Origin of the sequence: Staphylococcus argenteus, assembly GCF_000236925.1 — a bacterium.
Taxonomy (GTDB): domain Bacteria; phylum Bacillota; class Bacilli; order Staphylococcales; family Staphylococcaceae; genus Staphylococcus; species Staphylococcus argenteus.
The window spans coordinates 1-24,853 of record NC_016942.1; the positions used below are offsets into that span (position 1 = coordinate 1).

Annotated in this window: 19 protein-coding genes and 6 pseudogenes; 8 read left to right on the plus strand and 17 right to left on the minus strand. The window is 28.5% G+C overall.

What is annotated here, in order from left to right:
* Positions 1 to 27 precede the first annotated feature (27 nt).
* Together SAMSHR1132_RS14400 and SAMSHR1132_RS13455 are read right to left on the minus strand one after the other, a co-directional pair.
* Positions 28 to 132 (minus strand): annotated as a pseudogene (locus tag SAMSHR1132_RS14400) (protein rep); the annotation flags it as partial.
* A 59-nt stretch (positions 133 to 191) separates the two neighbouring features.
* Positions 192 to 866 (minus strand): IS6-like element ISSau6 family transposase, encoded by a 675-nt coding sequence (locus SAMSHR1132_RS13455; RefSeq protein ID WP_001105944.1) that lies wholly within the window; start codon positions 864 to 866, stop codon positions 192 to 194.
* A 36-nt stretch (positions 867 to 902) separates the two neighbouring features.
* Between SAMSHR1132_RS13455 and SAMSHR1132_RS13460 the strand changes: the two genes are divergently transcribed.
* Both SAMSHR1132_RS13460 and SAMSHR1132_RS14000 read left to right on the plus strand, forming a co-directional pair.
* Positions 903 to 1,814, plus strand: a complete 912-nt coding sequence (locus SAMSHR1132_RS13460; RefSeq protein WP_072400075.1) for a protein rep — start codon at positions 903 to 905, stop codon at positions 1,812 to 1,814.
* Positions 1,815 to 2,695: 881 nt separating this feature from the next.
* Positions 2,696 to 2,797, plus strand: a pseudogene (locus SAMSHR1132_RS14000) (IS6 family transposase); the annotation flags it as partial.
* A 34-nt stretch (positions 2,798 to 2,831) separates the two neighbouring features.
* Here SAMSHR1132_RS14000 and SAMSHR1132_RS14405 read toward each other — a convergent pair.
* The 5 genes and pseudogenes from SAMSHR1132_RS14405 to SAMSHR1132_RS13480 form a co-directional block, all read right to left on the minus strand.
* Positions 2,832 to 2,915, minus strand: a pseudogene (locus SAMSHR1132_RS14405) (replication protein); the annotation flags it as partial.
* Between the two features lie 68 nt (positions 2,916 to 2,983).
* The gene (locus SAMSHR1132_RS13465) at positions 2,984 to 3,331 is read right to left on the minus strand and encodes an ArsR/SmtB family transcription factor (RefSeq protein WP_000119686.1); all 348 of its coding nucleotides are present in this window, start codon (positions 3,329 to 3,331) and stop codon (positions 2,984 to 2,986) included.
* 18 nt (positions 3,332 to 3,349) lie between these two features.
* On the minus strand, positions 3,350 to 3,967 hold the full coding sequence (gene cadD, locus SAMSHR1132_RS13470) for a cadmium resistance transporter CadD (protein WP_000616816.1): 618 nt from the start codon (positions 3,965 to 3,967) through the stop codon (positions 3,350 to 3,352).
* A gap of 736 nt (positions 3,968 to 4,703) precedes the next feature.
* Positions 4,704 to 4,994 (minus strand): annotated as a pseudogene (locus SAMSHR1132_RS14005) (protein rep); the annotation flags it as partial.
* Positions 4,995 to 5,013: 19 nt separating this feature from the next.
* Positions 5,014 to 5,988, minus strand: coding sequence for a replication initiator protein A (locus tag SAMSHR1132_RS13480; protein WP_001181104.1), 975 nt, complete (start codon positions 5,986 to 5,988; stop codon positions 5,014 to 5,016).
* 425 nt (positions 5,989 to 6,413) lie between these two features.
* On the opposite strand from SAMSHR1132_RS13480, the gene SAMSHR1132_RS13485 reads away from it, so the two are divergent.
* Positions 6,414 to 7,157, plus strand: a complete 744-nt coding sequence (locus tag SAMSHR1132_RS13485; protein WP_000843731.1) for a DUF536 domain-containing protein — start codon at positions 6,414 to 6,416, stop codon at positions 7,155 to 7,157.
* 117 nt (positions 7,158 to 7,274) lie between these two features.
* On the opposite strand, the pseudogene SAMSHR1132_RS14490 reads toward SAMSHR1132_RS13485, so the two are convergent.
* Both SAMSHR1132_RS14490 and SAMSHR1132_RS13490 read right to left on the minus strand, forming a co-directional pair.
* Positions 7,275 to 7,409: pseudogene (locus tag SAMSHR1132_RS14490) on the minus strand (HAD hydrolase family protein); the annotation flags it as partial.
* Between the two features lie 63 nt (positions 7,410 to 7,472).
* The gene (locus SAMSHR1132_RS13490) at positions 7,473 to 8,033 is read right to left on the minus strand and encodes a hypothetical protein (protein ID WP_001077893.1); all 561 of its coding nucleotides are present in this window, start codon (positions 8,031 to 8,033) and stop codon (positions 7,473 to 7,475) included.
* Between the two features lie 359 nt (positions 8,034 to 8,392).
* On the opposite strand from SAMSHR1132_RS13490, the gene SAMSHR1132_RS13495 reads away from it, so the two are divergent.
* From SAMSHR1132_RS13495 to SAMSHR1132_RS13505, 3 genes and pseudogenes are all read left to right on the plus strand, one after another.
* Positions 8,393 to 9,592: an IS110 family RNA-guided transposase gene (locus tag SAMSHR1132_RS13495; protein ID WP_304363309.1), complete on the plus strand. Its 1,200-nt coding sequence runs from the start codon at positions 8,393 to 8,395 to the stop codon at positions 9,590 to 9,592.
* Between the two features lie 410 nt (positions 9,593 to 10,002).
* A complete protein-coding gene (gene fabI / locus SAMSHR1132_RS13500; protein WP_000609031.1) occupies positions 10,003 to 10,773 on the plus strand; it encodes an enoyl-ACP reductase FabI in 771 nt (256 codons plus the stop codon).
* Between the two features lie 285 nt (positions 10,774 to 11,058).
* A pseudogene (locus tag SAMSHR1132_RS13505) lies at positions 11,059 to 12,772 on the plus strand (IS1182 family transposase).
* 16 nt (positions 12,773 to 12,788) lie between these two features.
* Here SAMSHR1132_RS13505 and SAMSHR1132_RS13510 read toward each other — a convergent pair.
* Positions 12,789 to 14,333 carry a quaternary ammonium compound efflux MFS transporter QacA gene (locus SAMSHR1132_RS13510; protein WP_000622776.1) on the minus strand — a complete coding sequence of 515 codons (1,545 nt, stop codon included), beginning with the start codon at positions 14,331 to 14,333 and terminating at the stop codon, positions 12,789 to 12,791.
* A 177-nt stretch (positions 14,334 to 14,510) separates the two neighbouring features.
* Here SAMSHR1132_RS13510 and qacR point away from each other — a divergent pair, with 177 nt between their 5' ends.
* Entirely contained in the window at positions 14,511 to 15,077 is a 567-nt protein-coding gene (gene qacR, locus SAMSHR1132_RS13515; RefSeq protein ID WP_001832666.1) for a multidrug-binding transcriptional regulator QacR, read from the plus strand.
* A gap of 204 nt (positions 15,078 to 15,281) precedes the next feature.
* Here the strand turns inward: qacR and SAMSHR1132_RS13520 are convergent, their stop codons facing one another.
* The 4 genes from SAMSHR1132_RS13520 to blaR1 form a co-directional block, all read right to left on the minus strand.
* A complete protein-coding gene (locus tag SAMSHR1132_RS13520) occupies positions 15,282 to 15,890 on the minus strand; it encodes a recombinase family protein (protein ID WP_000583537.1) in 609 nt (202 codons plus the stop codon).
* A 130-nt stretch (positions 15,891 to 16,020) separates the two neighbouring features.
* Positions 16,021 to 16,599 (minus strand): recombinase family protein, encoded by a 579-nt coding sequence (locus tag SAMSHR1132_RS13525; protein ID WP_000690631.1) that lies wholly within the window; start codon positions 16,597 to 16,599, stop codon positions 16,021 to 16,023.
* A gap of 263 nt (positions 16,600 to 16,862) precedes the next feature.
* Positions 16,863 to 17,243: a penicillinase repressor BlaI gene (gene blaI, locus SAMSHR1132_RS13530; protein ID WP_001284654.1), complete on the minus strand. Its 381-nt coding sequence runs from the start codon at positions 17,241 to 17,243 to the stop codon at positions 16,863 to 16,865.
* Positions 17,233 to 18,990: a beta-lactam sensor/signal transducer BlaR1 gene (gene blaR1 / locus SAMSHR1132_RS13535; protein ID WP_001096390.1), complete on the minus strand. Its 1,758-nt coding sequence runs from the start codon at positions 18,988 to 18,990 to the stop codon at positions 17,233 to 17,235. Before blaR1 ends, blaI begins: the two co-directional genes overlap by 11 nt.
* Before the next feature lie 106 nt (positions 18,991 to 19,096).
* On the opposite strand from blaR1, the gene blaZ reads away from it, so the two are divergent.
* Positions 19,097 to 19,942 carry a penicillin-hydrolyzing class A beta-lactamase BlaZ gene (gene blaZ, locus SAMSHR1132_RS13540; protein WP_000733269.1) on the plus strand — a complete coding sequence of 282 codons (846 nt, stop codon included), beginning with the start codon at positions 19,097 to 19,099 and terminating at the stop codon, positions 19,940 to 19,942.
* Between the two features lie 353 nt (positions 19,943 to 20,295).
* On the opposite strand, the gene SAMSHR1132_RS14020 is transcribed toward blaZ, so the two are convergent.
* The 3 genes from SAMSHR1132_RS14020 to SAMSHR1132_RS13555 all read right to left on the minus strand — a co-directional run bounded on the left by SAMSHR1132_RS14020 (position 20,296) and on the right by SAMSHR1132_RS13555 (position 23,389).
* Positions 20,296 to 22,068, minus strand: coding sequence for an RNA-directed DNA polymerase (locus tag SAMSHR1132_RS14020; protein ID WP_000837333.1), 1,773 nt, complete (start codon positions 22,066 to 22,068; stop codon positions 20,296 to 20,298).
* Positions 22,069 to 22,213: 145 nt separating this feature from the next.
* Positions 22,214 to 22,306, minus strand: a complete 93-nt coding sequence (locus tag SAMSHR1132_RS14180) for a type I toxin-antitoxin system Fst family toxin (protein WP_001791613.1) — start codon at positions 22,304 to 22,306, stop codon at positions 22,214 to 22,216.
* Positions 22,307 to 22,780: 474 nt separating this feature from the next.
* A complete protein-coding gene (locus tag SAMSHR1132_RS13555; protein WP_000793183.1) occupies positions 22,781 to 23,389 on the minus strand; it encodes a hypothetical protein in 609 nt (202 codons plus the stop codon).
* Positions 23,390 to 24,853: the final 1,464 nt, after the last annotated feature.

Genomic DNA, 24,853 nt, shown 5'->3' on the forward strand with positions numbered 1-24,853 from the left:
CAACTCTCAAAATATTTTTATATTTTTTTATTGTTCTTCTTCGGTAAGTTCGTGAAGTTCACTTGCCAGGTACTCTTTCTGATTCCAAATATAATAAATTTGGTAAAGGTATTCAGTTGGATCGATTTCTTGGTTCTGTTGCAAAGTTAAAAAATAAGTGTCTAACCTTATGTTTAAAATAATACTTCGTATTAACTAGCTAGCATGATGCTAATTACACGGCATGGCGAAAACCCGTAGATCTGAAGAGATCTGCGGTTCTTTTTATATAGTCCATAAATACATTCAATGCCTTTGATCGTATTCTTTGCCGTATTGATACTTTGATAACTTATTTTCCTTACTTTGATATGACGATGATCTTGTTCAATGAGATTATTTAAATATTTAGAGTTACAATGACAGTTGGGGGTAAGTTTAAAATCTTTAATCACTTTGGACATTGCCACCTTCGTTGAAGGGGCTTGGTTTGTAATTATCATTTGAGGTTTGCCAAATTGTTTAATAAGACGTTTAATAAACGTATATGCTGAGTGATTATCTCGTTTCTTACGTAACGAAATATCTAGTGTATGGCCATCTGCATCAATAGCGCGATATAAATAATTCCATTGCCCTTTAATTTTGATATACGTCTCATCTATATGCCATTTATAATAAGCTTGCTTATTCTTTTTCTTCCAAATTTGATACAAAATAGGAGCATATTCCTGTACCCATCGATAAATTGTTGAATGATGAACATAGATGCCTCGTTCTCTCAATATTTCAGATATATCACGATAACTTAATGCATATCTTAGATAGTAGCCAACGGCTACAGTAATGACATCTTTGTCAAATTGCTTATATCTGAAATAATTCATCCTCTGCACCTCATTTTTTGTTGACTATTATACTATATTTCTAACTTTGCAACAGAACCTAATGTAAGCTATGCAGATATACTTGAAATTTTAAAAATAAAAAAGGCTTATAACGTAAAACAATGTGGTAACGTCTTAGAATTCAAGCCGACCGATGAAGGTTATTTGAAATTACATAAGACGTGGTTTTGTAAATCAAAGCTATGTCCAGTTTGTAATTGGAGGCGTGCTATGAAAAATAGTTATCAAGCTCAAAAAGTGATTGAAGAAGTAATTAAGGAAAAGCCAAAAGCACGTTGGTTGTTTTTAACACTTTCAACAAAAAATGCGATAGATGGAGATACTTTAGAACAAAGTTTGAATCATCTAACTAAAGCATTTGATAGGGTGAGTAGATATAAAAAGGTTAAACAAAATCTTGTTGGATTTATGCGTTCAACAGAAGTTACCGTTAATAAAAATGACGGTAGTTATAATCAGCATATGCACGTTTTGTTATGTGTTGAAAATGCATATTTTAGAAAAAAAGAGAATTATATAACTCAAGAAGAATGGGTTAATTTATGGCAAAAAGCATTACAAGTTGATTATCGACCTGTTGTAAATATTAAAGCAATTAAACCTAATCAAAAAGGCGATAAAGATATTGAATCGGCAATCAAAGAGACATCAAAATATTCGGTTAAGTCATCTGATTTTTTAACTGACGATGACGAAAAAAATCAAGAAATTGTAAGTGATTTAGAAAAAGGTTTATATCGAAAACGTATGTTAAGTTATGGTGGATTGCTTAAACAAAAGCATAAAATTTTAAACTTAGACGATGCCGAAGATGGTAATTTAATTAATACAAGTGATGAAGATAAAATAACAGATGAAGAAGCAAAAGCACATTCAATTACGGCAATTTGGAATTTTGAAAAGCAAAATTATTATTTAAGACATTAGTGATGACTGATGTCTTTTTTATTGATTTTTTGTAAAAAAGTACTGTCTTATTTTTGTGACAAATGCTGTATGTAGTGTCACAAAAGTGTGACACTACAGCTTTTTATGATATCACTTTAAAATTACTTAAAACCCTTGGAATGTCTGGCTTTGCCAGACCTATTATTTTTGAATGATAGCAAATTCTCCTTATGCTCTTACGGAGTTCTTAGAGAAAAATTGAAATTTCTTGATTTTTGATAAAAACGCCCTGCAGGAATTTAGAAAAACATGGGGAAGTTTTAAAAGATTTTATGCTCATTTTTAATTTGCATTTAAATGGGCAGTGTTAAAAAATTAGTCACTGGTTTTGCTGAAATTTTTGTTTGTGAAATTACCATATATTTATTTGGCTCATATTTGCGTTTTAAGAGCTTGTATAGATTTTTAAGTAGAAAACTATAAGATTTACCTCTAAATCTTTAAAATACCCTCTTAAAATTCAAAATAAAGGTGTTTATAATTTGAATAAGTCCTGAGATAAAGTTTTTTAAAAGGAGTGGTTTTTTGAAGAGGTCTTTATTTATTTTACAAATTATTCTTGGTATTTTTTTATTGTTTTTTATTTATAAGCAAATGAATCAAAATCATTTAGATACTTGGTTTATTCTTTATACAGTCTTTTTTATATTTTTTTCATCGTGGTTTGATAAACATTATAAAAAAAGTTAGACGACGCATTTATGCCGAGAAAATTTATTGATGTTGAGAAGAACCCTTAACTAAACTTGCAGACGAATGTCGGCATAGCGTGAGCTATTAAGCCGACCATTCGACAAGTTTTGGGATTGTTAAGGGTTCCGAGGTTCAACGACAATAAAGCAATTGGAATAAAATACACAGGCATTGAATGTATTTATGGACTATATAAAAAGAACCGCAGATCTCTTCAGATCTACGGGTTTTCGCCATGCCGTGTAATTAGCATCATGCTAGCTAGTTAATACAAAGTATTACTTTAAACATAAGGTTAGACACTTATTTTTTAACTTTGCAACAGAACCTTACATTATCTATTTTCTTTTCTCTCCATGGGCGTTGTTTCCCACTTTTCGTCATATCAACGCTTCAAAAGGATTTTAGAAAAGAACGTTATTTCTATATAGTATCAAGACAAGAAGAAACTCGTTTCAAAAACCCTCATGATTTTTAGAGAAAAACTCTCTTATTTCATCGTCTTTAATAAAATAATATGCCATCTTTCCATCTTTATAAAAATCAAGTACCTCATTTTTATATAAAAGCCTTAAATGATGTGAAGTTGAAGCAATACTCATTTTCAATATCAAAGAAATATCACAAACACACAACTCATCTTCTTTAATCAAAGATAATATGATTTTCAATTTCTTCTCATCACAAATTTTTTCTAAAATGTTAAGTAATTTCTTAGATTTATCATCTTCTAAAAAACTTAAAGCATTGTTAACTTTATCCTCATGTACACAGATCACATCACAAGTATTTTCATAACTCATATAAAATCACACCCTAAATTAAAATATAAATCCTAAAATTGTTTGAATAGTGTCATTTTCAATAATAATAAATAAACCTAAAGCTATATAAATAATAGCCATAATCCAACGACTAAATTTCTCAACAATTTCTCCAATTCCTGGGATATTAGCTAATTTTTGTGCAGTAAACACCAAGAAGAAAATTAAAATTAAAAAGACAAACAGAGTAAGTAATAAATTAGTAACACTTAATGTCACAAAATACGGAACAAATAAACCAATATTATCGGCGCCACAACTTGCTATCGTAACAATTGCAACCGTACCAACTAATTTAGACAATCCTTTTTCATTCAATTCTTTTTTAGCTCTCTTTTCTCCTTCACAATCATCATAAATAGCCACTTTAATTCCAAGATAAATTGGTATTAAACCCAATAAACCTAATATCCACTTTTCTGGAACATAATTTAATACAAAAGCTAAAAACAAACTAACTAATATTAAAATAATAGACCCTAAATATTGACCAACATAAATATCTCTATATTCTTTTCTAGTCTTTGCTCTAGCAAAAAATATTAATAAAATTACTAATAAATCAACTGCTGTAGCAATATAAAGAACAGCAGCAGCAACAACCGTTTGAATCATACATACACCTCATTCAAAAATATTTTTGAATGTATTATAACTTATATTTTTAAATAATCATAGGTGCTTTATTCCAATTGCTTTATTGACGTTGAGCCTCGGAACCCTTAACAATCCCAAAACTTGTCGAATGGTCGGCTTAATAGCTCACGCTATGCCGACATTCGTCTGCAAGTTTAGTTAAGGGTTCTTCTCAACATCAATAAATTTTCTCGGCATAAATACGATGTTCCTTTTATAAAAAATAGCAATCCTTATTACAATATTAAACACTTTTATTTTGAATTTTAAGAGGCATTTTGAAGACTTAGAGGCAAATCATATAGGTTTTGTACTTAAAAATCTATACAGTCTCTTAAAACGCAAATATGAGCCAAATAAATATATGCTAATTTCACAAACAAAAATTTCAGCAAAATCAGTGACTAATTTTTTAGATACTGCCCATTTACATGCAAATTTAAAAATTAGCATAAAATACTTTAAAACTTCCCCATGTTTTTCTAAATTCCTGCAGGGCTTTTCTTATCAAAAACTTAGAAATTTTAATTTAACTCTAAAATCTCCGTAAGAGCATAAGGGAAATTTGCTATCATTCAAAAATGATAGATCTGGCAAGGCCAGACATTCCAAGGGTTTTAAGTAATTTTAAAGTGATATCATACAAAGCTGTAGTGTCACAAAAATAAGACAGCACTTTTTTACAGAAAAACAATAAAAAAGACATCAGTTATCACTAATGTCTTAAATAATAATTTTGCTTTTCGAAATTCCAAATTGCCGTAATTGAATGTGCTTTTGCTTCTTCGTCTGTCGTTTTATCTTCATCACTTGTATTAATCAAATTACCATCTTCGGCATCGTCTAAGTTTAAAATTTTATGCTTTTGTTTAAGCAATCCACCATAACTTAACATACGTTTTCGATACAAACCTTTTTCTAAATCACTTACAATTTCTTGATTTTTTTCGTCGTCATCAGTTAAAAAGTCAGATGATTTAACGGAATATTTTGATGTCTCTTCGAGTGTTATAAAATCATTTGAATTATTGATTAAAGATATTATATTGTTTCATGTTTTTACGGCGCATATAAAGGGCATGTGTTTCTTCAAGTTCAGTTAGAATTGTTTGCATTAAATAAGCTTGCATTGAATTGATTGTTTCCTTTTGGCCTTTAACTCCCCTATCATGTATAGCTTTTTTAAGTCTTTTTAAAGAAGTTAATATTTCATCCTCAATGTCCTCTAACATGTAATGCATATCTTCATGCCTTGAATTAAATGATTTTTTTGCTTTAAGAATAACAGCCTTTATGATTTCTAAATCTCTATAATCATATTTTAATAAATAATTAGTTAGTTGTTCTGGGAATTCTTGCAATAGCATTTCTTTATCATCAAAATTATGTGTAAATTGATTTGAATGATTACTAATTTCATTTTTGTACTTTATATCATTCAAGTCATTCATATCATTATTCTCAGTATCATTAAAGTCAATGTCATTAAAGTCAGTATCATTAGTGTTCGATTTTCGAACTTCTGGACGTTCGATTTTCGAACTTCTGGCCGTTCGAAAATCGAACTTCTGGACGTTCGATTTTCGAACTTCCTTCTCGCCGTAAGGTTCAACATCGTTTTCTTCTTTTTCTATTTTGTAAATATCACGTTCTGTGACAATAGGTTTCATTAAATATAGAATATTTGGTTTATTTAAACCACGTCGTTTTTGAATGAGTAGACCATCGTTTTCTAACCCTTTTTTTATTTTTGTTAACTTTTCTTTTTTACAATTTAAGATTTCCATTAGCTTTTCATTTGAATAAACAAAGTAAATGTTACCATCTTCATCAACCCAGCTATTTTTAATAGATAAATTTAAGCGATCACGTAAGATAGCATAGGCTATTTTCATATCATTAGTTAGATTTTTATAATTTTCACTGGTAAAGAATACTTTAGGGATTTGATAAAATCTTTCTTTGTAATTTTCTTGCACTGTAAAATATTGATTTTGCATGACAAAAAACCTCTTTCCATATTTTAGTTTGGTAAGAGGTAATAAAACGTTTTTATTTAGCTTTACATTTATTTAATGATCTAGGTGCTTGCACTAAGATATTATTCATTATATAATACAAGTATCGAAAATTATATAAATAAACAGTTTCTAAACGTTTTATTACCAAACCCCGACTATTACCAGTAGTTGGGGTTTTTGTTATATTAAGTTTATTATAGCACTTTAAATAAACTTATAAAAGGGAAAATATAGCTTTATAAAATGTTTATAAACCCTTGATAAATATCATCAACCTTTCATAAACCCTTGATAAAAAGGTTGATGGATGTTTATTTTTATTTATTAATCACTTTATTATTAAGCATTATAAGCTTATAATATTTTATCAAGGGTTTATAAACATTTTATAAAGGGTTGATGATATGAAAAGTGTGAAAAAGTTGAGTGAAGAATTAGGGGTTAGTAAGCAAACGATTTTTAATAATATTAAGCGATTGAATATAGAGACAATAAAACAGGAAAACACTTCGTTTATTAAAGAAGATACCGATATAGAAAAAATCATTCAAAGAGTAAATGAAAATAAAAAGAAATATGGTTTTGAAAGTACTACTGAAGACAAACAAAAAAAAGGGTCGGATAATATTAATTTTGAATCGAAAAGCGATGCTCAAATAGTAGAAATCCTTAAAAAACAGATTGATACTTTAAATAATCAAATTGAAAAACAAGAAAGTCGTCATGAAACAACAATTGAATTTTACAGAAAAGAGTTGCAAGAAAGGTCAAAATTGCTTGAAAATCAGCAAGTTCTGGCATTAGAGAGTAATAAAAAGATTCAAAAATTAGAAAATCAATTAGAAAAAGAAAAACACCTTAATTATCCCTTTGATACATCTACTAACACTAGACAAAACGTTGATGCACAAGAAAAAACATATACTACTAATCCTGTAAATATTAACAGAGATCAGGAAGAAACTAAAGAAACAGAGATTCAATATAAGGATATATCTGGAAGTCAAAGCGACGAAAGTACACAAGGTGAAGAAGCAAAAAGAGAAGACGTTCCAGCTAATCTAAATGACAATGATAGTGATATAGAAGAAAAGAGTGAAGAAACGGAACCTAAAAAGGGGTTTTGGAGTCGTTTGTTTGGTAGCTAAAATAATTGATTAGGCACTAAAAGTTATAAAATTTTAGTGTCTTTTATATAGTGAGAACTTCTGGTAATCATCAGTTATGTTAAACTCTAACAAAAACTAAATTATCAGAAGAATTATCTAGGGTATTAAACATAGGTAAATCAATTTTCTATCGCCAATAGTATAAACATCATCCATATTAATCTGAAGATAGCTACATAATTCTTTAACAGCATAGCCTTTATTTGTATAAGGCGCCATAAACTCTATTAAATATGGTTTGTTTTGAGGTTTCTATGTTTAATCATTTAATTTTTCATTATATAAATCGAATAATTATAAAAAGTCATCATACTTTTTATTTTTTAAAAATATTTGAAAATTTAATAGTAATCCAATTATAAGATCAAATATCATTATCATTATAATCAAGGCAACTATAATCACTGTGACACTCGTTACATAACAAGCTAGTAATCTCCAGATAAAATTGACATTTTCACCAATTCCATAACTTAACATATTACAAAGTAGTAAAAGAATAATAATACCTATACTGTAAATTAAAATTGTCAGTGTATATTTTTTAATAACTCTATTAGGAAACAATAGTTCATCTATTAGGTTCTTTTTCACCAGTATCTCTCGTTCAATTCTATCTTTGTCACAGATTTTGATTTTACTATTTTTTATTTTTTCCTCTAATAAAATAACCTCGAACGATCTGCTAATTTTTAATAAATATGCAGGAAAAGCTAATGTTAAGCATAATGTAATTAATTCATTTACATTGTTCATGTAACTTATAAAATAGATGAAAGTTGCTACTAGTGCTCCTAAAAATATAGTTATATTAAGTTCTACATCAAATATTTTAAAAATATCTGCTCTATTCATCAGTTAATCATCCTTTCAAGGTTTATTAATACTAATAAATTATTAGATATAGGTATATCATATTATTAATTTAAGAAATTGTCTTTTATAATTTTACTTAATAATAAAACATACTAAGATTAGCTATGAAGAAATCTATGACGATAGATTTTTTCATAGCTATTTTTTATAGTTATAGAGAGGAGTAGACTGTGCATTCCCTTGGGTCTTAAACCCGTTAAAAAAACAAGTCAGCTTTACTCTCGCCTTTTGAAATTCGTTTGAAGTATGTTGGGTTCTTGAAACCGTGTAGAGGAAAATGAAATGAGAAAGGTTAAGTAAAGTTCTCACTTCTCAATTTTTTAAAGGAGGCTATATTTATCAATTACTTAGGTGTTGATATTAGTAAAAGAAGTAGTGTCGTAGCTCATTATCATAACGATCAATTTCAAAGAGAATTTACCATTCAAAATAATAAAAATGGTTATAATTATTTATTAAAGTATTTGAATAATTTAGACCACCTACAAATCATTTTTGAATCTACTGGTATTTATTCAAGAGGTATGACTCGATTTTGTCGCGTAAATCAAATTAATTATATTGAGATGAACCCGTTAGAAGCTAAATTCAGAACAAGTTCTTTAAGATCATGGAAAACCGATCAAGCTGATGCACATAAACTTGCGCAATTAGCACCTACTTTAAAAGCAACGGAAACCATATCTATGTATGGAGATATCTTCTTTGAGTTGCGAGAGCGTGCACGTTTTCATCTAGAAATTGAAAATGAACAAAATCGGCTTAAATTTGAAATTGTTGAACAGCTTCATCAAACTTTTCCTGGTTTAGAAAAATTATTTAGTAGTCGATATTCTATCATTGCACTTAACATCGCAGAACGATTTACTCATCCAGATATGGTGAGAAATATGGATATTGATACCCTTATTTCTTATATATTCAATTCGACTGATAAAGGTCTATCTATGAATAAAGCTGAAAATCACGCACACCAATTGGTTAACATTGCTCGGGAAAGCTATCCGAATGTCGATAGACATTCATTTCTTGTAGAAAAAGCACGGTTGTTAATTAGACAATTAAAACAATCTATACAACATCTTAAACAATTAGATGAAGACATGATTCAATTGGCGCAACAACTTGATTGTTTTGAAAATATTCATTCAATACCAGGCATTGGAAAACTATCTGCAGCTATGATTATTGGGGAACTTGGAAATATTACGCGATTTAAATCTAATAAACAATTAAATGCATTTGTAGGCATCGATATCAAACGATATCAATCAGGTAGTACGCAAAGTAGAGACACAATTAATAAGCGTGGCAATAAAAAAGCAAGAAGATTACTGTTTTGGGTGGTTATGAATATAATAAGAGGGCAGCATCATTATGACAATCATGTAGTCGATTATTACTATAAGCTAAGAAAACAGCCTCATGAGAAAGCTCACAAGACTGCCGTCATCGCTTGTATTAATCGTCTCTTAAAAACGATTCATTATTTAGTAATGAATCAAAAATTGTACGATTATCAAATGTCCCCACATTAGCCAACCGTACAATCAAATACAGTGTAACACCTTATTCAAAAAAATTAAATTGAACGGGCTAATTTAGTAATGCTTACTTTAAACATAAAGACTTGACTAATCGTAGGAAAAGGGAGTGGGACAGAAATAATATTTTCTCAAAATTTATTTCGTTGTATTACCCCGGCAAGGATGACTAGGTTTGAAAAAAGCTTGATTCAAGCGCATTTTCAAATCAGTCAGCTTCTGACAAAATGATAAAATAGGCTGAGACATTTTATTTTGTCCCAGCCTATTTCCTATATGACCAGGTAATAATATTGCTTTATAATTATGAAGCAAAAATGGTAAAATAATAACGTTAGATTAGTCTACATTGTTTGTACAGTGAGATTAAGATATAAAAAACGATGATTAAGGAGTTATTTCGAATGATTAATCTTGAAAATAAAACCTTCGTAATTATGGGTATTGCTAATAAACGTAGTATCGGATTTGGCGTTGCAAAGGTATTAGATCAATTAGGGGCTAAACTTGTTTTCACTTATCGTAAAGACCGTAGCCGCAAAGAATTAGAAAAATTATTAGAACAATTAAACCAAGAAGAGCCAAAATTATATCAAATCGATGTTCAAAAAGATGAAGATGTAGTAAATGGTTTTGCTAAAATTGGCGAAGAAGTAGGCAATATTGATGGCGTATATCACTCTATCGCATTTGCAAATATTGAAGACTTACGTGGACGTTTCTCTGAAACATCACGTGAAGGTTTCTTACTTGCGCAAGATATCAGTTCATATTCATTAACAATTGTTGCGCACGAAGCGAAGAAAATAATGCCAAACGGTGGTAGTATTGTTGCAACAACATATCTTGGTGGTGAATTTGCCGTTCAAAACTATAATGTGATGGGTGTAGCTAAAGCAAGTTTAGAAGCTAATGTTAAATATTTAGCTTATGATTTAGGCCCGGACAACATTCGAGTAAATGCTATTTCTGCTGGTCCAATTCGTACGTTAAGTGCTAAAGGTGTTGGTGGTTGCAACACAATCCTTAAAGAAATTGAAGAACGTGCACCATTAAGACGAAATGTGGATCAAGAAGAAGTAGGTAAAACAGCTGCTTACTTATTGAGTGATTTCTCAAGTGGCGTAACTGGTGAGAATATCCATGTAGATAGTGGTTTCCACGCAATAAAATAATAAATTAAATCAATTGAGTCTGGGACATAAACCCTAGAGAAATAGCCAGTAAATGAGTTTTAACAAATTCATTTACTGGCTTCTTTATTTACAATACTCCGTATTGTTGGCTCGCTTTCTTAGGGGACAGCTTCAGCCTGTAGTCTTCAGCTTGTCCTGTTCCCTCAAGAGTCTCGCCAAAATACTTTGTATTTATATGTAATTTTACATTGTAATACTTTAAAAAAATAAAGCACTTTCGTATAATTTAATAAACATCACTAAACTAAATTAACGAGGTGCCTTATGTATAAAAATTATAACATGACTCAACTTACTCTACCAATGGAAACTTCAGTTCTTATCCCCACAAATGATATTTCACGACATGTAAATGATATTGTTGAAACAATTCATGACAATGAATTCGACGAATTCAGACATCACCGTGGTGCAACTTCGTACCATCCTAAAATGATGTTAAAAGTGATTCTATATGCCTACACACAATCTGTATTCTCAGGTCGTAAAATAGAAAAAATGCTTAATGATAGCATCCGAATGATGTGGCTATCACAAAATCAAAAACCTTCTTATAAAACAATTAATCGATTTAGAGTAAATCCAAAAGTAGATGCTTTATTAGAATCTTTATTTATTCAATTTTACAGTCAGTGTGTAAAACAAAATCTTATAGATGATAAAGCTATTTTTATTGATGGTACAAAAATTGAAGCAAATGCCAATCGATATACATTTGTATGGAAAAAGAGTATTCAAAACCATGAATCAAAGATGAATGAGGATTCTAAAGCCCTCTACCATGAATTGGTAACCAATAAAATCATACCGGAAATTAAAAAAGATCATGATAATGAATTAACAAAAGAAGAAATAGATTTGATTGGTAGTCACTTAGATAAAGAAATCGAAGATTTAAACCAACATATCAACAATGAAAAATGTACTAAAACAAGAAAACAAATACGTCTCAAAAGAACTAAAATCAAAAAATACAAAAAGCAAATCAATGATTATTTTGAGCGAAAGTATCGATACGAATTTCAAAAATCTATTTTAAAGGATAGAAATAGTTATTCTAAGACAGATCATGATGCGACATTTATGAGAATGAAAGAAGATCACATGAAAAATGGACAACTTAAGCCAGGGTATAATTTACAAATAGCGACAAATTCCCAATTTGTTTTATCTTATAATGTGTATCAAAATCCAACGGATACTAGAACGATGATTCCATTTTTAAATTCAATTCAAGAGACCTACGGTCATTTACCTGAATATATTGTAGCTGATGCAGGTTATGGTAGTGAATCAAATTATAAGGCAATTATAGATGACTTTAATCGAACGCCACTCATAACATATGGAATGTTTATAAAAGATAAAACTAAAAAATATAAAAGTGACATCTTTAATACTCAAAATTGGAACTATGACGAAATTAATGACGAATTCATTTGTCCGAATAATAAACGGCTAGGTTTTAAAAGATATGCCTATCGTCATGATAAGTATGGTTATAAGCGAGACTTCAAATTATATGAATGTGATGATTGTTCAGAATGTCCTCTGAAAAATCAATGTATGAACTTCAATTCAAAAACAAACAAAAAAATAATGAAGAATTATAACTGGGAATATTTTAAATCCCAAATTAACAAAAAGCTTTCAGAACCAGAAACAAAAAATATCTACAGTCAAAGAAAAATTGATGTGGAACCTGTTTTTGGATTTATGAAGGCTATTTTGGGTTTCACTCGGATGTCTGTCCGAGGACTCAATAAAGTCAAAAGAGAACTTGGTTTTGTATTAATGGCACTTAATATAAGAAAAGTAGTAGCTCAACGAGCTGAAAATAATCAAAAAATTTATAAAAAAGACAATTTCTATATTATTTCAATAGAAATTGTCTTTTTTTCACTTATCCAAGAACTTTATGTCCCGGACTCTTTTAACTATTACTAATTTTAAAAATAAACTAATCTACAATATCTAAAAATATATGTTTAGTACTATTTTTGTTTAGTTATATCAAGTGATTTGGGAATTAACAAATAGACAACTATTGAAATGATAATCATGATAATCCCACCTACTAAAGCAGTTGCTACAAAAGCATCATTAAATGATGTTACAGCCTCGTTTGCAAGCTGTTTTATCCCCGTAGCTTTAGCTACTTCGACAGCGCCCACTACAGATTCTTCAGCTACATGAGCTAAATCTCCAACTATACCTTTTGATGAAAAAGATGAAATATCTAAAAATACACGATAAAGCATAGAAGATAGGCTACCAAGTACTGCTACACCAAAAACATTTCCAAGGTCATACATAGACTCTTCAACAGCAGCTGCATTACCTGCTTTTGATGTAGGTGTTTCTAACATTATTAGAGCAGATGCAACTGCTAGTGAAGCCATACCAGCTCCAACTAAAATTAATGCTAAAGCCATTGTAGAATATGATAATGGATGACCAAAGAAATACATAATAAACATGCCAATGGCTGCAATTCCAATTCCGGAAGGTAACACTATTTTCGGTCCAAATCGCGCCGCTAATCCGGGTGCAATTGGTGCAAACACCATATCTCCTATTGCCATAGGTAATAGGTATAAGCCAGCTTTAAAAGGAGAAAGTTCTTCCACAACCTGTAACCATTGTGAAGCTAATAACAAAACAGATGCCATTGCAAACATTGTCATAAATGCAGCAATTGTACCAGCTGAAAATGATCTCTTTTTAAAAAGTCTTACGTCTAACATTGGATCAGAACTTGATAAATTACGTTTAACAAATATCACTATCATGGTAATTGCTAATACTATTACAACCCATGGAATAATATCTGCTAGTCCTTCTTTTGAAAATTCTTTGATACTCCATACCAGTCCAATCATGCCTGCAATTGATAAAATTGTAGAAGGAATATCCCACGAGTGAGACTTTTCTTTTGATAACTTAGACTCTGGTAATAAAAATAAACCTGCTACAACTGCTATTATCGCAAACGGTACATTAATTAAAAATGCCGAGTGCCATGAAAATTGCTCAAGTAAAGCTCCTCCGATAATTGGTCCAAAAACAGCACCTATCGATGAAGCGATTGACCATACAGCTAATGCAGTGGCCCTTTCTTTAGGGTTTTCAAAAATTACTCTTATCATTGAAAGAGTAGTTGGCATTATTAAAGCACCTGCAATACCAAGTAAAAATCGAATAGCTATTACGAACTCTGCACTTTCTGCGAAAAATATAGCTAATGAAACGAGGCCAAATAAAGCAAATCCAGTTAATAATGCTTTTTTTCTTCCCCATTTATCAGCAAAGGCACTCAATGGAATTATAAAGCCAGCTAAAACAAGAGAGTATATATCAACTATCCATAACTGTTGGGTACCAGAAGGCTCTAACTCTCTTACTAATTCCGGTAAAGCCATAATTAATATTGTCATATCCATTGTAACAACAAACAAACTAACAGCTAATACTACTAGTGCAGTCCATCTTTTTTTTGATGTCATCATATCAGTAGTTTTTGTAAAAAATGAAATCATTTAAGTTCCCTCCAATCCTTATAGACCGTGCGATCGGTCTATAAGGATTGTAATCTATTTTTTTACATATTACAACAAAAAATCTTGCGAAATTTAAATGGCTGTATTGTGTTATACAATTATTCTTTGAATTTTTTGTGCTATCATTGATAGTACTTAATACTCATTAAAGGCGTGATGAACTTGAAAGATAAAATACTAGGTGTCGCAAAGGAATTATTTATAAAAAATGGATATAATGCCACTACTACTGGAGAAATTGTTAAATTATCAGAAAGTAGTAAAGGGAATCTTTATTATCACTTTAAAACAAAAGAAAATCTATTTTTAGAAATTTTAAATATAGAAGAATCTAAATGGCAAGAACAGTGGAAAAAGGAACAAATCAAATGTAAAACTAATAGAGAAAAATTTTATTTATATAATGAACTATCTTTAACAACCGAATACTATTATCCACTTCAAAACGCAATAATTGAATTTTGCACTGAATATTATAAAACTAATAGCATTAATGAAAAAATGAATAAATTAGAAAACAAATATATAGATGCTTATCATGTAATTTTTAAGGAGGGTAATTTAAATGGCGAATGGTGTATTAATGATGTTAATGCTGTTAGTAAAATAGCAGCAAACGCTGTTAATGGAATTGTTACCTTTACACATGAACAAAATATTAATGAAAGAATTAAACTTATGAACAAGTTCTCTCAAATTTTTTTAAATGGACTTAGTAAATAATTATATATATATTCTTGAAATACCAATAAATATTATTTCTAAATTACGTTCGTTTTTAAGACAAAATTTCAATAGTACTACACAAAAGGAGAGTGCGAATTCGCACTCTCTTTTCTTGTCTTATTATTAGAATCTCATAATAGATGAATAACATATAATTTAGGACGCTGTGAGAAGATCTCATTTGCATTAACAATCCATTTATCAAGATAATCCCTTACCATTTTTAATTCTATAAACTGTCTGTCTTGTGATATTAACCTCTTTCGCAATCTTACTAATTGCTTTGCCTTCTTCTAACATTTCAACAACACGATGGTAGATAATACGTTTTTGAGGATCTTTAGCATTAGGTGAATATAGTAAAGGGCGTCCTTTATACACACCTTTTTCTTTCGCAACTTGAATACCTTGTGCTTGTCTACGTTTACTTTCATTTCGTTCTTGTTCTGAAACCATTGCTAAGATTTGAACGATTAAATCTTTCATAAATTTATCTAATAGTGGATTACCAATCACTTCATTCATCATAGGTAAACTAGTAATCATCAATTGAACTTCTTTATCCTTTAAATAATTAACTGTGTTAATCACTTCATCATAATTACGACCTAAGCGATCAATCGATTCTACTACAAATCTATCGCCCATTCTCACAAAGTTAAGTGCTTCTTGAAATACGGGTCTATTTTCTACTGACTTTCCCGATTGTTTCTCTGTAAATATTTTCTCTACGCCAAATGTTTTCAAATTATCTAGCTGTCTCTCTAAATTCTGATCTACCGAAGATACTCTTGCATAACCTATAATCATTCATTTTCACTCCACAATTAATATACACCCTAATCATACGTTTAAGTTATTATAAATTCAATAACTCTCTTTGTATGATTAGGGTGTATCCTGTCTGGTTTTTTAGTTTTCTTAAAACTTAGTAATATTTTTATTTATCTTTATTTTCTTGGTTATTTAACTTATTGAGATAACGATAGATTGTTGTACGTGAAACTTTCCATTGCTCTGCAATAGTTTTAATTGGGGTTCCATTATCATAAAGTGTTTTGAGTAAAGTCAAATCTCGTTTATTTAATTTTTCGGGTCGACCTCCATAGCGTCCTCTAGCACGAGCTGCAATTCGCCCCGCTGAAGAACGTTCTAAAATTAAATTACGTTCAAACTCTGCAAATGCTGCGAATAAATGAAATAACAATTGTCCTGTAGAACTTGATTTATCCATTGTTATATTTTCTTCTAAACTATGAAAACTCACGCCTCGATTATTAAGTTCATTAACTAATGTGATTAAATCTGCCATGTTACGTCCTAGTCTATCTAGTCTCCAAACAACAATCGTATCTCCTGACCTCGCAAATTCAATGGCTCTATCTAAACCAGGACGTTTACTTTTTGCTCCACTTATGTGATCGCTAAATATTTTTTCACAACCATATTGATTTAATCGATCTTCCTGCAAATTCAAATTTTGCAAACCAGTTGAAACTCTTGCATAACCTATTTTCAAAATACAAACCTCCTATATACACCTTCAGTGTACCATAACTTAATGACAAGGTCTTTTGTGAACATAGATTATTTGTTGGGTTTTTGAACACATAATTCTATGTAATACATACTTATTTAGACATAAAAAACGAGTGTACAGAAAATGGTTGTTTTATGTACACTCTCATCTTTAATAATATATTTTAAATGTTATTAACAAAACTAATTTAATAAGAGTCAAGTATAGTTTACATATGTATAATGTTTGAAACATATCTCTAATTACTTTTTACTAATATCATTTAAAATGTCTCGCAATTCTTCAATTTCTTTGCTATTTAATTCTTCATTTTTCGCAAAATTTAGCACTAAACTTTTCATGTCCCCTCCATACAGTTTATTAAGAAAGGTTTTAGCAGTTTTCATTTTAATATCGTCTTCTTTAATATTTGATGAGTAAAAATAAATATTCTCTGATTTGTATCGTTTTATAATCTCTTTTTTATATAGTCTTGTGATTAATGTTCTAATTGTTTTATCGCTAACTTCTTTATATTTTTGAATTTCAACTACAATTTCATTAGCTGATACTGATTTTTTATCCCATATTATATTCATAACATCCCATTCAGCCATAGATATTTCAACTTGCTTATTGGCCATTTAAAACACCCATTTCTTTTAATATTTTTTCACTGATTAATTCAGCATTTTTCCCAGACGGGTTTCCATCTGATAAATGTGTAGCAAAATAATACTTATCATGATTTGTAATTACGTAACCTACAAACCACCCATTATTATACTTCCCGTTTACTATACCTGTACCTGTTTTCCCATACAGTTCATACTTTTCATTTTTCTTAATCAATAATGAAGAAGATAATTGATTCTTTGCTTTTTTACTAAAATGGTTATTTTGTTCCATCATATTTTTAAAAACTATTACTTGTTCAAGATTAGATATTTTCAAACTATCTTCCATCCAATAGCTTTTATAACTTCCCAAATTTTCATTACCATAATTTAATTGCTTGAGTTGAGCCGCAGTATAGCTCTTTGGTATTTGATTACTAATACGTTCGAAGTACCAATTAACTGAATTTTGCATTGCTGTATTTAAATCTTGTTCCTTATTCCAAGACTCGAAAAGATAATGTTTATGATTCCATGACATACGTGAATTTTTATCACTTATGATATGACGGTCAAGTCCAAACATCGCTAAATAAATTTTATAAGTTGAATCAGGAGAATATCTTTTTCTACTTTCTTTTTCATTATAAATATAGTATTTGTCTTTCTTCATGCTGTACATGACGAAAGATCCACTATTTGAACCAAAATTTTTACTTTCATCTAAAATTTGGTGATCGTTCTGTAAAGGCTTTTTATAATTATAATCAGTTATGGATTGTCCCATCAAAAACTGGCTTTGAATTACTATGAGCAAAAAAGTAAAAATACAAATAAAAATTGGAATTAATTTAGACTGTTTTTTCAAATCGGCTTCTTTTATATTAATTAATCTTCTTTTGAGTAATGACTTTTTACCATTAAATGAATGGCTTAATATATTTTTATTAAAAAATGGAATATTTAATACGGAGTCCATAATAGATTCCGCATAAGTTTTAAATTCATTTTTGTTAATATTATTAAGAACAAATCTATCGGCTTCGACTTCATTGTCATGAATTATTTTTCTTTTTACAATATGTATTAATGGATTGTAACTCATAACAATAGAGAAGATATTAAAGATAATTAAATGTAAAGTATCTCTATTTTTAGCATGAGCATATTCATGCAGTATTATATATTTTAGTCTTTTATCAATTACACTTTTAAAATATGAACTAGGAATCAAAATAATATATTTCCCATACCAAAAAGTTATTGGAGATTGAATAGTCTCTGCTTTTCGAATCACAATATTTTTTTTATATTGATGGTTGAAAAGTATCGTATCTACTTTATTTTTTTCATTTTCGTTTAGATAAAGTGACTGTTTCTTTAAATATTTAAGATATAATAAGGATTTCAAAAATTTAAAACTTAAAATAATAACTAAAACTATCCAAACAACTGTGCAGATATTATCAATTGAATCCCAATTAAACTTATGGATATCTGTTGTGAACTCTTGAATAGGTTTGGTGGTATTTATGTTATGGTTCAAGTCGTGTGACTTACTTTCAACTGTGGGCGCTTGATTATTCACATTATTAAATTTTATAAAAGAGAATTTAATTGGGATAAAAGGTATTAATCCAGCAAGCACAGTTAGATACCAAACTTTATAATTTAAACTATAATTAAAATAGCGTTTTAATATGTACTTAAAAAATACTAACAATAGAAATATAAAACAAAAGCTTACTACGCTCGTTATTAGTAATTTAGCCATTTTGACACCTTCTTTCAAATATTTATAATAAATAATTGACACAAATATTACAAATGTAATATTATATATTCGTAAAAATTACATTTGTAATATTGGAGGGTTTATTTTGAAAAAGTTAATATTTTTAATTGCAATTGCTTTAGTTTTAAGTGCATGTAATTCAAACAGTCCACATGCCAAAGAGTTAAATGATTTAGAAAAAAAATATAATGCTCATATTGGTGTTTATGCTTTAGATACTAAAAGTGGTAAGGAAGTAAAATTTAATTCAGATAAGAGATTTGCCTATGCTTCGACTTCAAAAGCGATAAATAGTGCTATTTTGTTAGAACAAGTACCTTATAATAAGTTAAATAAAAAAATACATATTAACAAAGATGATATAGTTGCTTATTCTCCTATTTTAGAAAAATATGTAGGAAAAGATATCACTTTAAAAGAACTTATTGAGGCTTCAATGACATATAGTGATAATACAGCAAACAATAAAATTATAAAAGAAATCGGTGGGATCAAAAAAGTTAAACAACGTCTAAAAGGACTAGGAGATAAAGTAACAAATCCAGTTAGATATGAGATAGAATTAAATTACTATTCACCAAAGAGCAAAAAAGATACTTCAACACCTGCTGCTTTCGGTAAGACTTTAAATAAACTTATCGCAAATGGAAAATTAAGCAAAGAAAACAAAAAATTCTTACTTGATTTAATGTTAAATAATAAAAGCGGAGATACTTTAATTAAAGACGGTGTTTCAAAAGACTATAAGGTTGCTGATAAAAGTGGTCAAGCAATAACATATGCTTCTAGAAATGATGTTGCTTTTGTTTATCCTAAGGGCCAATCTGAACCTATTGTTTTAGTCATTTTTACGAATAAAGACAATAAAAGTGATAAGCCAAATGATAAGTTGATAAGTGAAACCGCCAAGAGTGTAATGAAGGAATTTTAATATTCTAAATGCATAATAAATACTGATATCATCTTATAGTTTGTATTATCGTTGACATGTATAATTTTGATATCAAAAACTGATTTTCCCTCTATTATTTTCGATATTTATTTTCTTAATTCTCTTTAACAAACTAGAAATATTGTATATACAAAAAATCATAAATAATAGATGAATAGTTTAATTATAGGTATTCATCAATCGAAAAAGCAACGTATCTTATTTAAAGTGCGTTGCTTTTTTCTCATTTATAAGGTTAAATAATTCTCATATATCAAGCAAAGTGACAAACAACTTATTTTGTGTGATTAGGGTGTACTTAAATAACACAAAAGTAGGTTTAATATAATTAATTATATTAAATTTACATAATTTAAATCTATGAGTGGTACTTTTTCTTCTAATAATTCACTAAAAAATTCATCCACATTATCTTTTGAATTAATATAATTCCAGTTTAAATCGCTCTTATATCCTTTCTGATTTGAACCATATTTTTGACTCATGCAATAACTATTAATTTCTTTTTTTGAAATCACATTTTCTTTTATTAAATAGTAAATAAAGTATCTGAAATACCATAAATTTTGCGACATTACACCTACTGTTGCAGGATAATCATACTTAGAATTTTTAAATAGATTATCAATTTTTTTTAATAAATTTTCTATTTTCCAAGACTTTCTTAGATATATTATTGTCAATAACGATAGAGATAAGTTATCTGTATTTTCATTTAGCAAACTCAAAACATCATTTTTTAAAAGAATATCTACATCATATTCAACAATATAAACAAGAATTTGGTATGTTTCTTGATGATAATTATTTTTATTATAAAATACTAACAATTTTCTAATTTCTTCGTTTCTATTTTTAAAATACTGTTTAACTTGTTTTGAGACTATTTTTTTATCGTCCATTTTAATAGTCAAATAGTTTAATAAAGATAGGCATCTATTTGTTAATTTAGAGTCTTTTAGTGATAAATCTAATATGAATTGCAAGATATTGAATTTAGTAATATTATTCCTATATCCAAATATCTTACTTATTTGATGTTTATTTATTTTTTTCTTCTTTAAAGTATTTTCTATTACTGGGAAAATACTTTTTATTGCCCCTTTATTTCCTTTTCTTTCTTCATCTATACATAAATCAATAAAGTTCTTAATACCTATAATCCAAGTTTCATCTTTACTATTTGAGGAATAATTTTTGAAATAATTAAATATAAAGTCTTTGTTTTGTGGATGTATATATGGAAAATCATTTACTTCAGTTTTCTTGTCATTAATTTTTAATTCATATTTCATACATAGTTTGTTAAAATCTCTGTAAAATTTATCTTTCTCTTCTTCAAAATTAAATGAGAATGATATGTCATCCACATATCTCGCATATCTATACCCTTTATTTTCCATTTCAGAATCAATATAACACATATATAATTCACTAATAATACGACTTAATATGTTGCCAGTAGGTATTCCATGAGTTTGATTATATTGACAGGATGTAATTAATTTATCTAATTGATTTGAAAAACCTTTCTTTCTTTCTTTTTTAGCATTCTTCTTTCCCATTATTACCCAAGGTATGCTATGTGTATAAAGAGAATGATAAAAATTAGATAAATCAACGTTTAATATATGATTACCACCGTAAAGTAAAGTCTTTTTTAAATTGTCAGTAAATTTAAAATCAAAATCTGGAAGTGAAAAAAATTTAGATGTTGAAAATTTATTGGTTAGAAAAACTTCTTTAAATTCTTTTTTATTTTCTTGCATGAAAAACATCAAATTTAAATAGCTATAAATATTAGGAATCTTATATTCTCTTCTTGATGTATTATTTTTCGGAATAGTAAATATTATTGGTTCAGTACTACGTATGTTTCTATCATTAAAAAATTTTTTAATGTAAAATGGATTATAAGTAATATATTCAGCTAATTTACTCATATTAAATATTTTCAAATAAAATGCATCTGATTTACCGTAGCTGTTTAATTCTGTTAAATCTTGATTATTTTTAGGAGTAATATCAAAATAACCATAATTAATTAAAAAATTAGTACTAAATAAATCATCGTACAATCTTTCCATTCTTTTTTTACTCTTCATAGCCTTTCTCCTACCTTTGCATTTCTCTACTAACCAGTGTTATAATTTATATAACGAAAATGATTAACAATTAATGCACCAATCCCCACACTATTGCAGTAGTGTGGGGATTTTTTCGATGCTGGCTTATAAAGTCGCCTATTAATTATTTGTTGCGTTTACTAAGCCAATAAGTATAATACGCAACAGCACAGCCACTGATGACTGGTGCTATGATGTGAACGAAAATGATTAGCAAAGTAATGCACCTCCTCTCTTCGTCGATTGACGCCTGAGAGATAGGCGACTCTATTATTATACCATCTGTGAATATACAAGCATATCTACTTCCGATAAGTCGTCTTATGTTATATAACTTCGTTTTTTATAGTATCAAGACAAAAGAAGAAACGCAGTTCAAAATCATCACCTAAATTCATTAATCTAAAGAAAAAACGGTGTAATAAATAGTGAATATTATAGTCTATTAAAGAATAGATTTAAAAACACTCTAAAAGGTGCATTAAAGATTTGTAAAACTTTAATATATCCTTTTTAGGTGAAAACTTATGATAATTGTAGGTTCTCTCATTATCTATGATTATTAATTTTAACTGTATCTAGAAAATCATCACCCTAATCACAAATTGAAAATACTACTTTATCAAGATAAGAAAAAAGAAAAAACTTGCCCTAAGATTTTATAAAATCTTAGGGCAAGTCAGCTCAATATCTAAATAACTAAAAATACAATATAAGTTAAAGTTTTCGCATCACTTCTTGGTATACCTGCTTTAACAAAAGCATTTTCAACAGCTGATTTAGTAGACTTATCTAACCTATCAATTGCATTAGACATCTTTCTTGAATATTTTTTTACTAGAACAGCATGTTTTCTACTTAATGGTTTAATGATCCAAGATATAGCAGTTCCACCATGTCTCAAAGAAGGTGATAGAGCCTTAATAGCTTTTAAAGTTGCACCGATAGGACCTCTAGGAGTAGGCTTATTTGAGTTTAAAGTCATAGAATTATTAGCAAATACTGAAGAATTTAAAGCACCTTCTTGTTTTGCTAGTAAAACATCATTATCAAAATTAGGATTAAAAGCTCTTTGCTCATCTAGAAACATTTTAAATCCTTCATCATCTCTAGATAAAACTTCCCAAATATATTCTTGTCCTTCTAACAATTCATTGAATTCTACATTATCATTTTCTACTGTTTTAACAACTTCCTTATTTTCTGCAGCATGAACTACAGGTTCAAAACTAGAAAATAATAATGCAGTAGATGTTAGTACCAAAGTATTTTTAATAAAAAAACTTTTTAAATTCTTCATATGACTTTTATCCTACAATTATAAATGTTAAAATTTTTTATTATTAAATATTATATACATAAAAGGAATTAAATTCATTATGAAAAAAGTAAACAAAGAGTACTTATTGAACTTTATAATTGTAACGTTCTTACTCGGAATAATAATCATACCTATATCCGTATTAGTATTCTCAATACCATTTTTTAGCATAATAGGTTTCCAATCATTAGCAGATAATTTAAATATAAGTTCTTTAATAACAATAAATTGGTATTCAAATAATATGTTTTATAACATTGGCTATATTGCATTATTCTTTATAGTAACTTATCTAATATTTATTTTTCTTGAACTTTTTATAATATTTTTACATATAAAATACAAAAAGAAATTTAATAATATTATCTTATTCATATTCTTTATAACTGCTAATATGATCGTATTAAACTTAATAATTTTGAAGATTTTCTACAACATTCATATAAACTTATATTTTCAAATTTTCATTTATTCTTTATGCTTCTATCTTTTATTTACTCATAAAGAGATTTACAAAATATTTGAAGAAAATAAAAGTAAAAAATAAAAAAATTAATCTCTCAAAAAGTTTTCTCGGCATAAAAGTACCTCTAACTTTTATACATAAAGTCATGAGCATAAGGGAAAGTGCCACCACTTTTATATTTTGGCAGACCCATAACGTGGTGAACTCGGCAGTGCCGAGTTATTTTTCCTAGAAAAAAAGTGACATCACTTTTTTAACTCATATGTATAAAAACCATAACGTTATGTATACATACAGGTTACGTATACATATACTTTATGTATATAAAACATACACAAAAGACATGCATCATACACATCAATTTTTTTAAAAATACATGTCTTTTTGATATATATTTTTTTTGCGTTTTAAGAGGTCATTTAGAGCATTCTCTAATTTTGAGTACAAAAATACGTAATATAAAAAAATCGTCCTTTTAAAACCTTTTTAGAACATTTTAAACACATTTTTATGATTTGGATCAATGTAGAATAAATGTCATAAACGTATAGAAAAAATACGTCGTCATTTCTAAGTACAGATAAATTTCTGATGCAGTACTAAATTATGGGGAAACCTACCTGTAAAAAATAAAAAGATTACTATATTTTAATTTTATTTTTTCTGTTCGTTTTTTCGACACCAGGACGGGCGATTTTTACTTACTGCCCATTTACATGCAAATTTAAAAATTAGCAATAAATCGTTCCGAATTTGCATTTTAAATGGGCAAACGTGCCGTTTGATCACATAGTTCGTGTAGCGACAAAAAGAGTATAACGAAAGTATAATAAGCGTATAAAAAAAGTGTAATGATAGAAAATAGCATTATACTTTTTTAGTCGTTCATCGCTCATCAGAACAACAAATAAATTTTTAAGAAATAAATTTTGAGAGTTGACCACCCACGTTCTCCGTAAACTACAAATGTGGGTGGT

Coding starts and splice junctions, on each gene's coding strand:
- SAMSHR1132_RS13455 (WP_001105944.1), bottom strand. CDS start 866: ATGAATTATTTCAGATATAAGCAATTTGACAAAGATGTCATTACTGTA.
- SAMSHR1132_RS13465 (WP_000119686.1), bottom strand. CDS start 3,331: ATGAGTTATGAAAATACTTGTGATGTGATCTGTGTACATGAGGATAAA.
- cadD (WP_000616816.1), bottom strand. CDS start 3,967: ATGATTCAAACGGTTGTTGCTGCTGCTGTTCTTTATATTGCTACAGCA.
- SAMSHR1132_RS13480 (WP_001181104.1), bottom strand. CDS start 5,988: ATGCAAAATCAATATTTTACAGTGCAAGAAAATTACAAAGAAAGATTT.
- SAMSHR1132_RS13485 (WP_000843731.1), top strand. CDS start 6,414: ATGAAAAGTGTGAAAAAGTTGAGTGAAGAATTAGGGGTTAGTAAGCAA.
- SAMSHR1132_RS13490 (WP_001077893.1), bottom strand. CDS start 8,033: ATGAATAGAGCAGATATTTTTAAAATATTTGATGTAGAACTTAATATA.
- fabI (WP_000609031.1), top strand. CDS start 10,003: ATGATTAATCTTGAAAATAAAACCTTCGTAATTATGGGTATTGCTAAT.
- SAMSHR1132_RS13510 (WP_000622776.1), bottom strand. CDS start 14,333: ATGATTTCATTTTTTACAAAAACTACTGATATGATGACATCAAAAAAA.
- qacR (WP_001832666.1), top strand. CDS start 14,511: ATGAACTTGAAAGATAAAATACTAGGTGTCGCAAAGGAATTATTTATA.
- SAMSHR1132_RS13520 (WP_000583537.1), bottom strand. CDS start 15,890: ATGATTATAGGTTATGCAAGAGTATCTTCGGTAGATCAGAATTTAGAG.
- blaI (WP_001284654.1), bottom strand. CDS start 17,243: ATGGCCAATAAGCAAGTTGAAATATCTATGGCTGAATGGGATGTTATG.
- blaR1 (WP_001096390.1), bottom strand. CDS start 18,990: ATGGCTAAATTACTAATAACGAGCGTAGTAAGCTTTTGTTTTATATTT.
- SAMSHR1132_RS14020 (WP_000837333.1), bottom strand. CDS start 22,068: ATGAAGAGTAAAAAAAGAATGGAAAGATTGTACGATGATTTATTTAGT.
- SAMSHR1132_RS13555 (WP_000793183.1), bottom strand. CDS start 23,389: ATGAAGAATTTAAAAAGTTTTTTTATTAAAAATACTTTGGTACTAACA.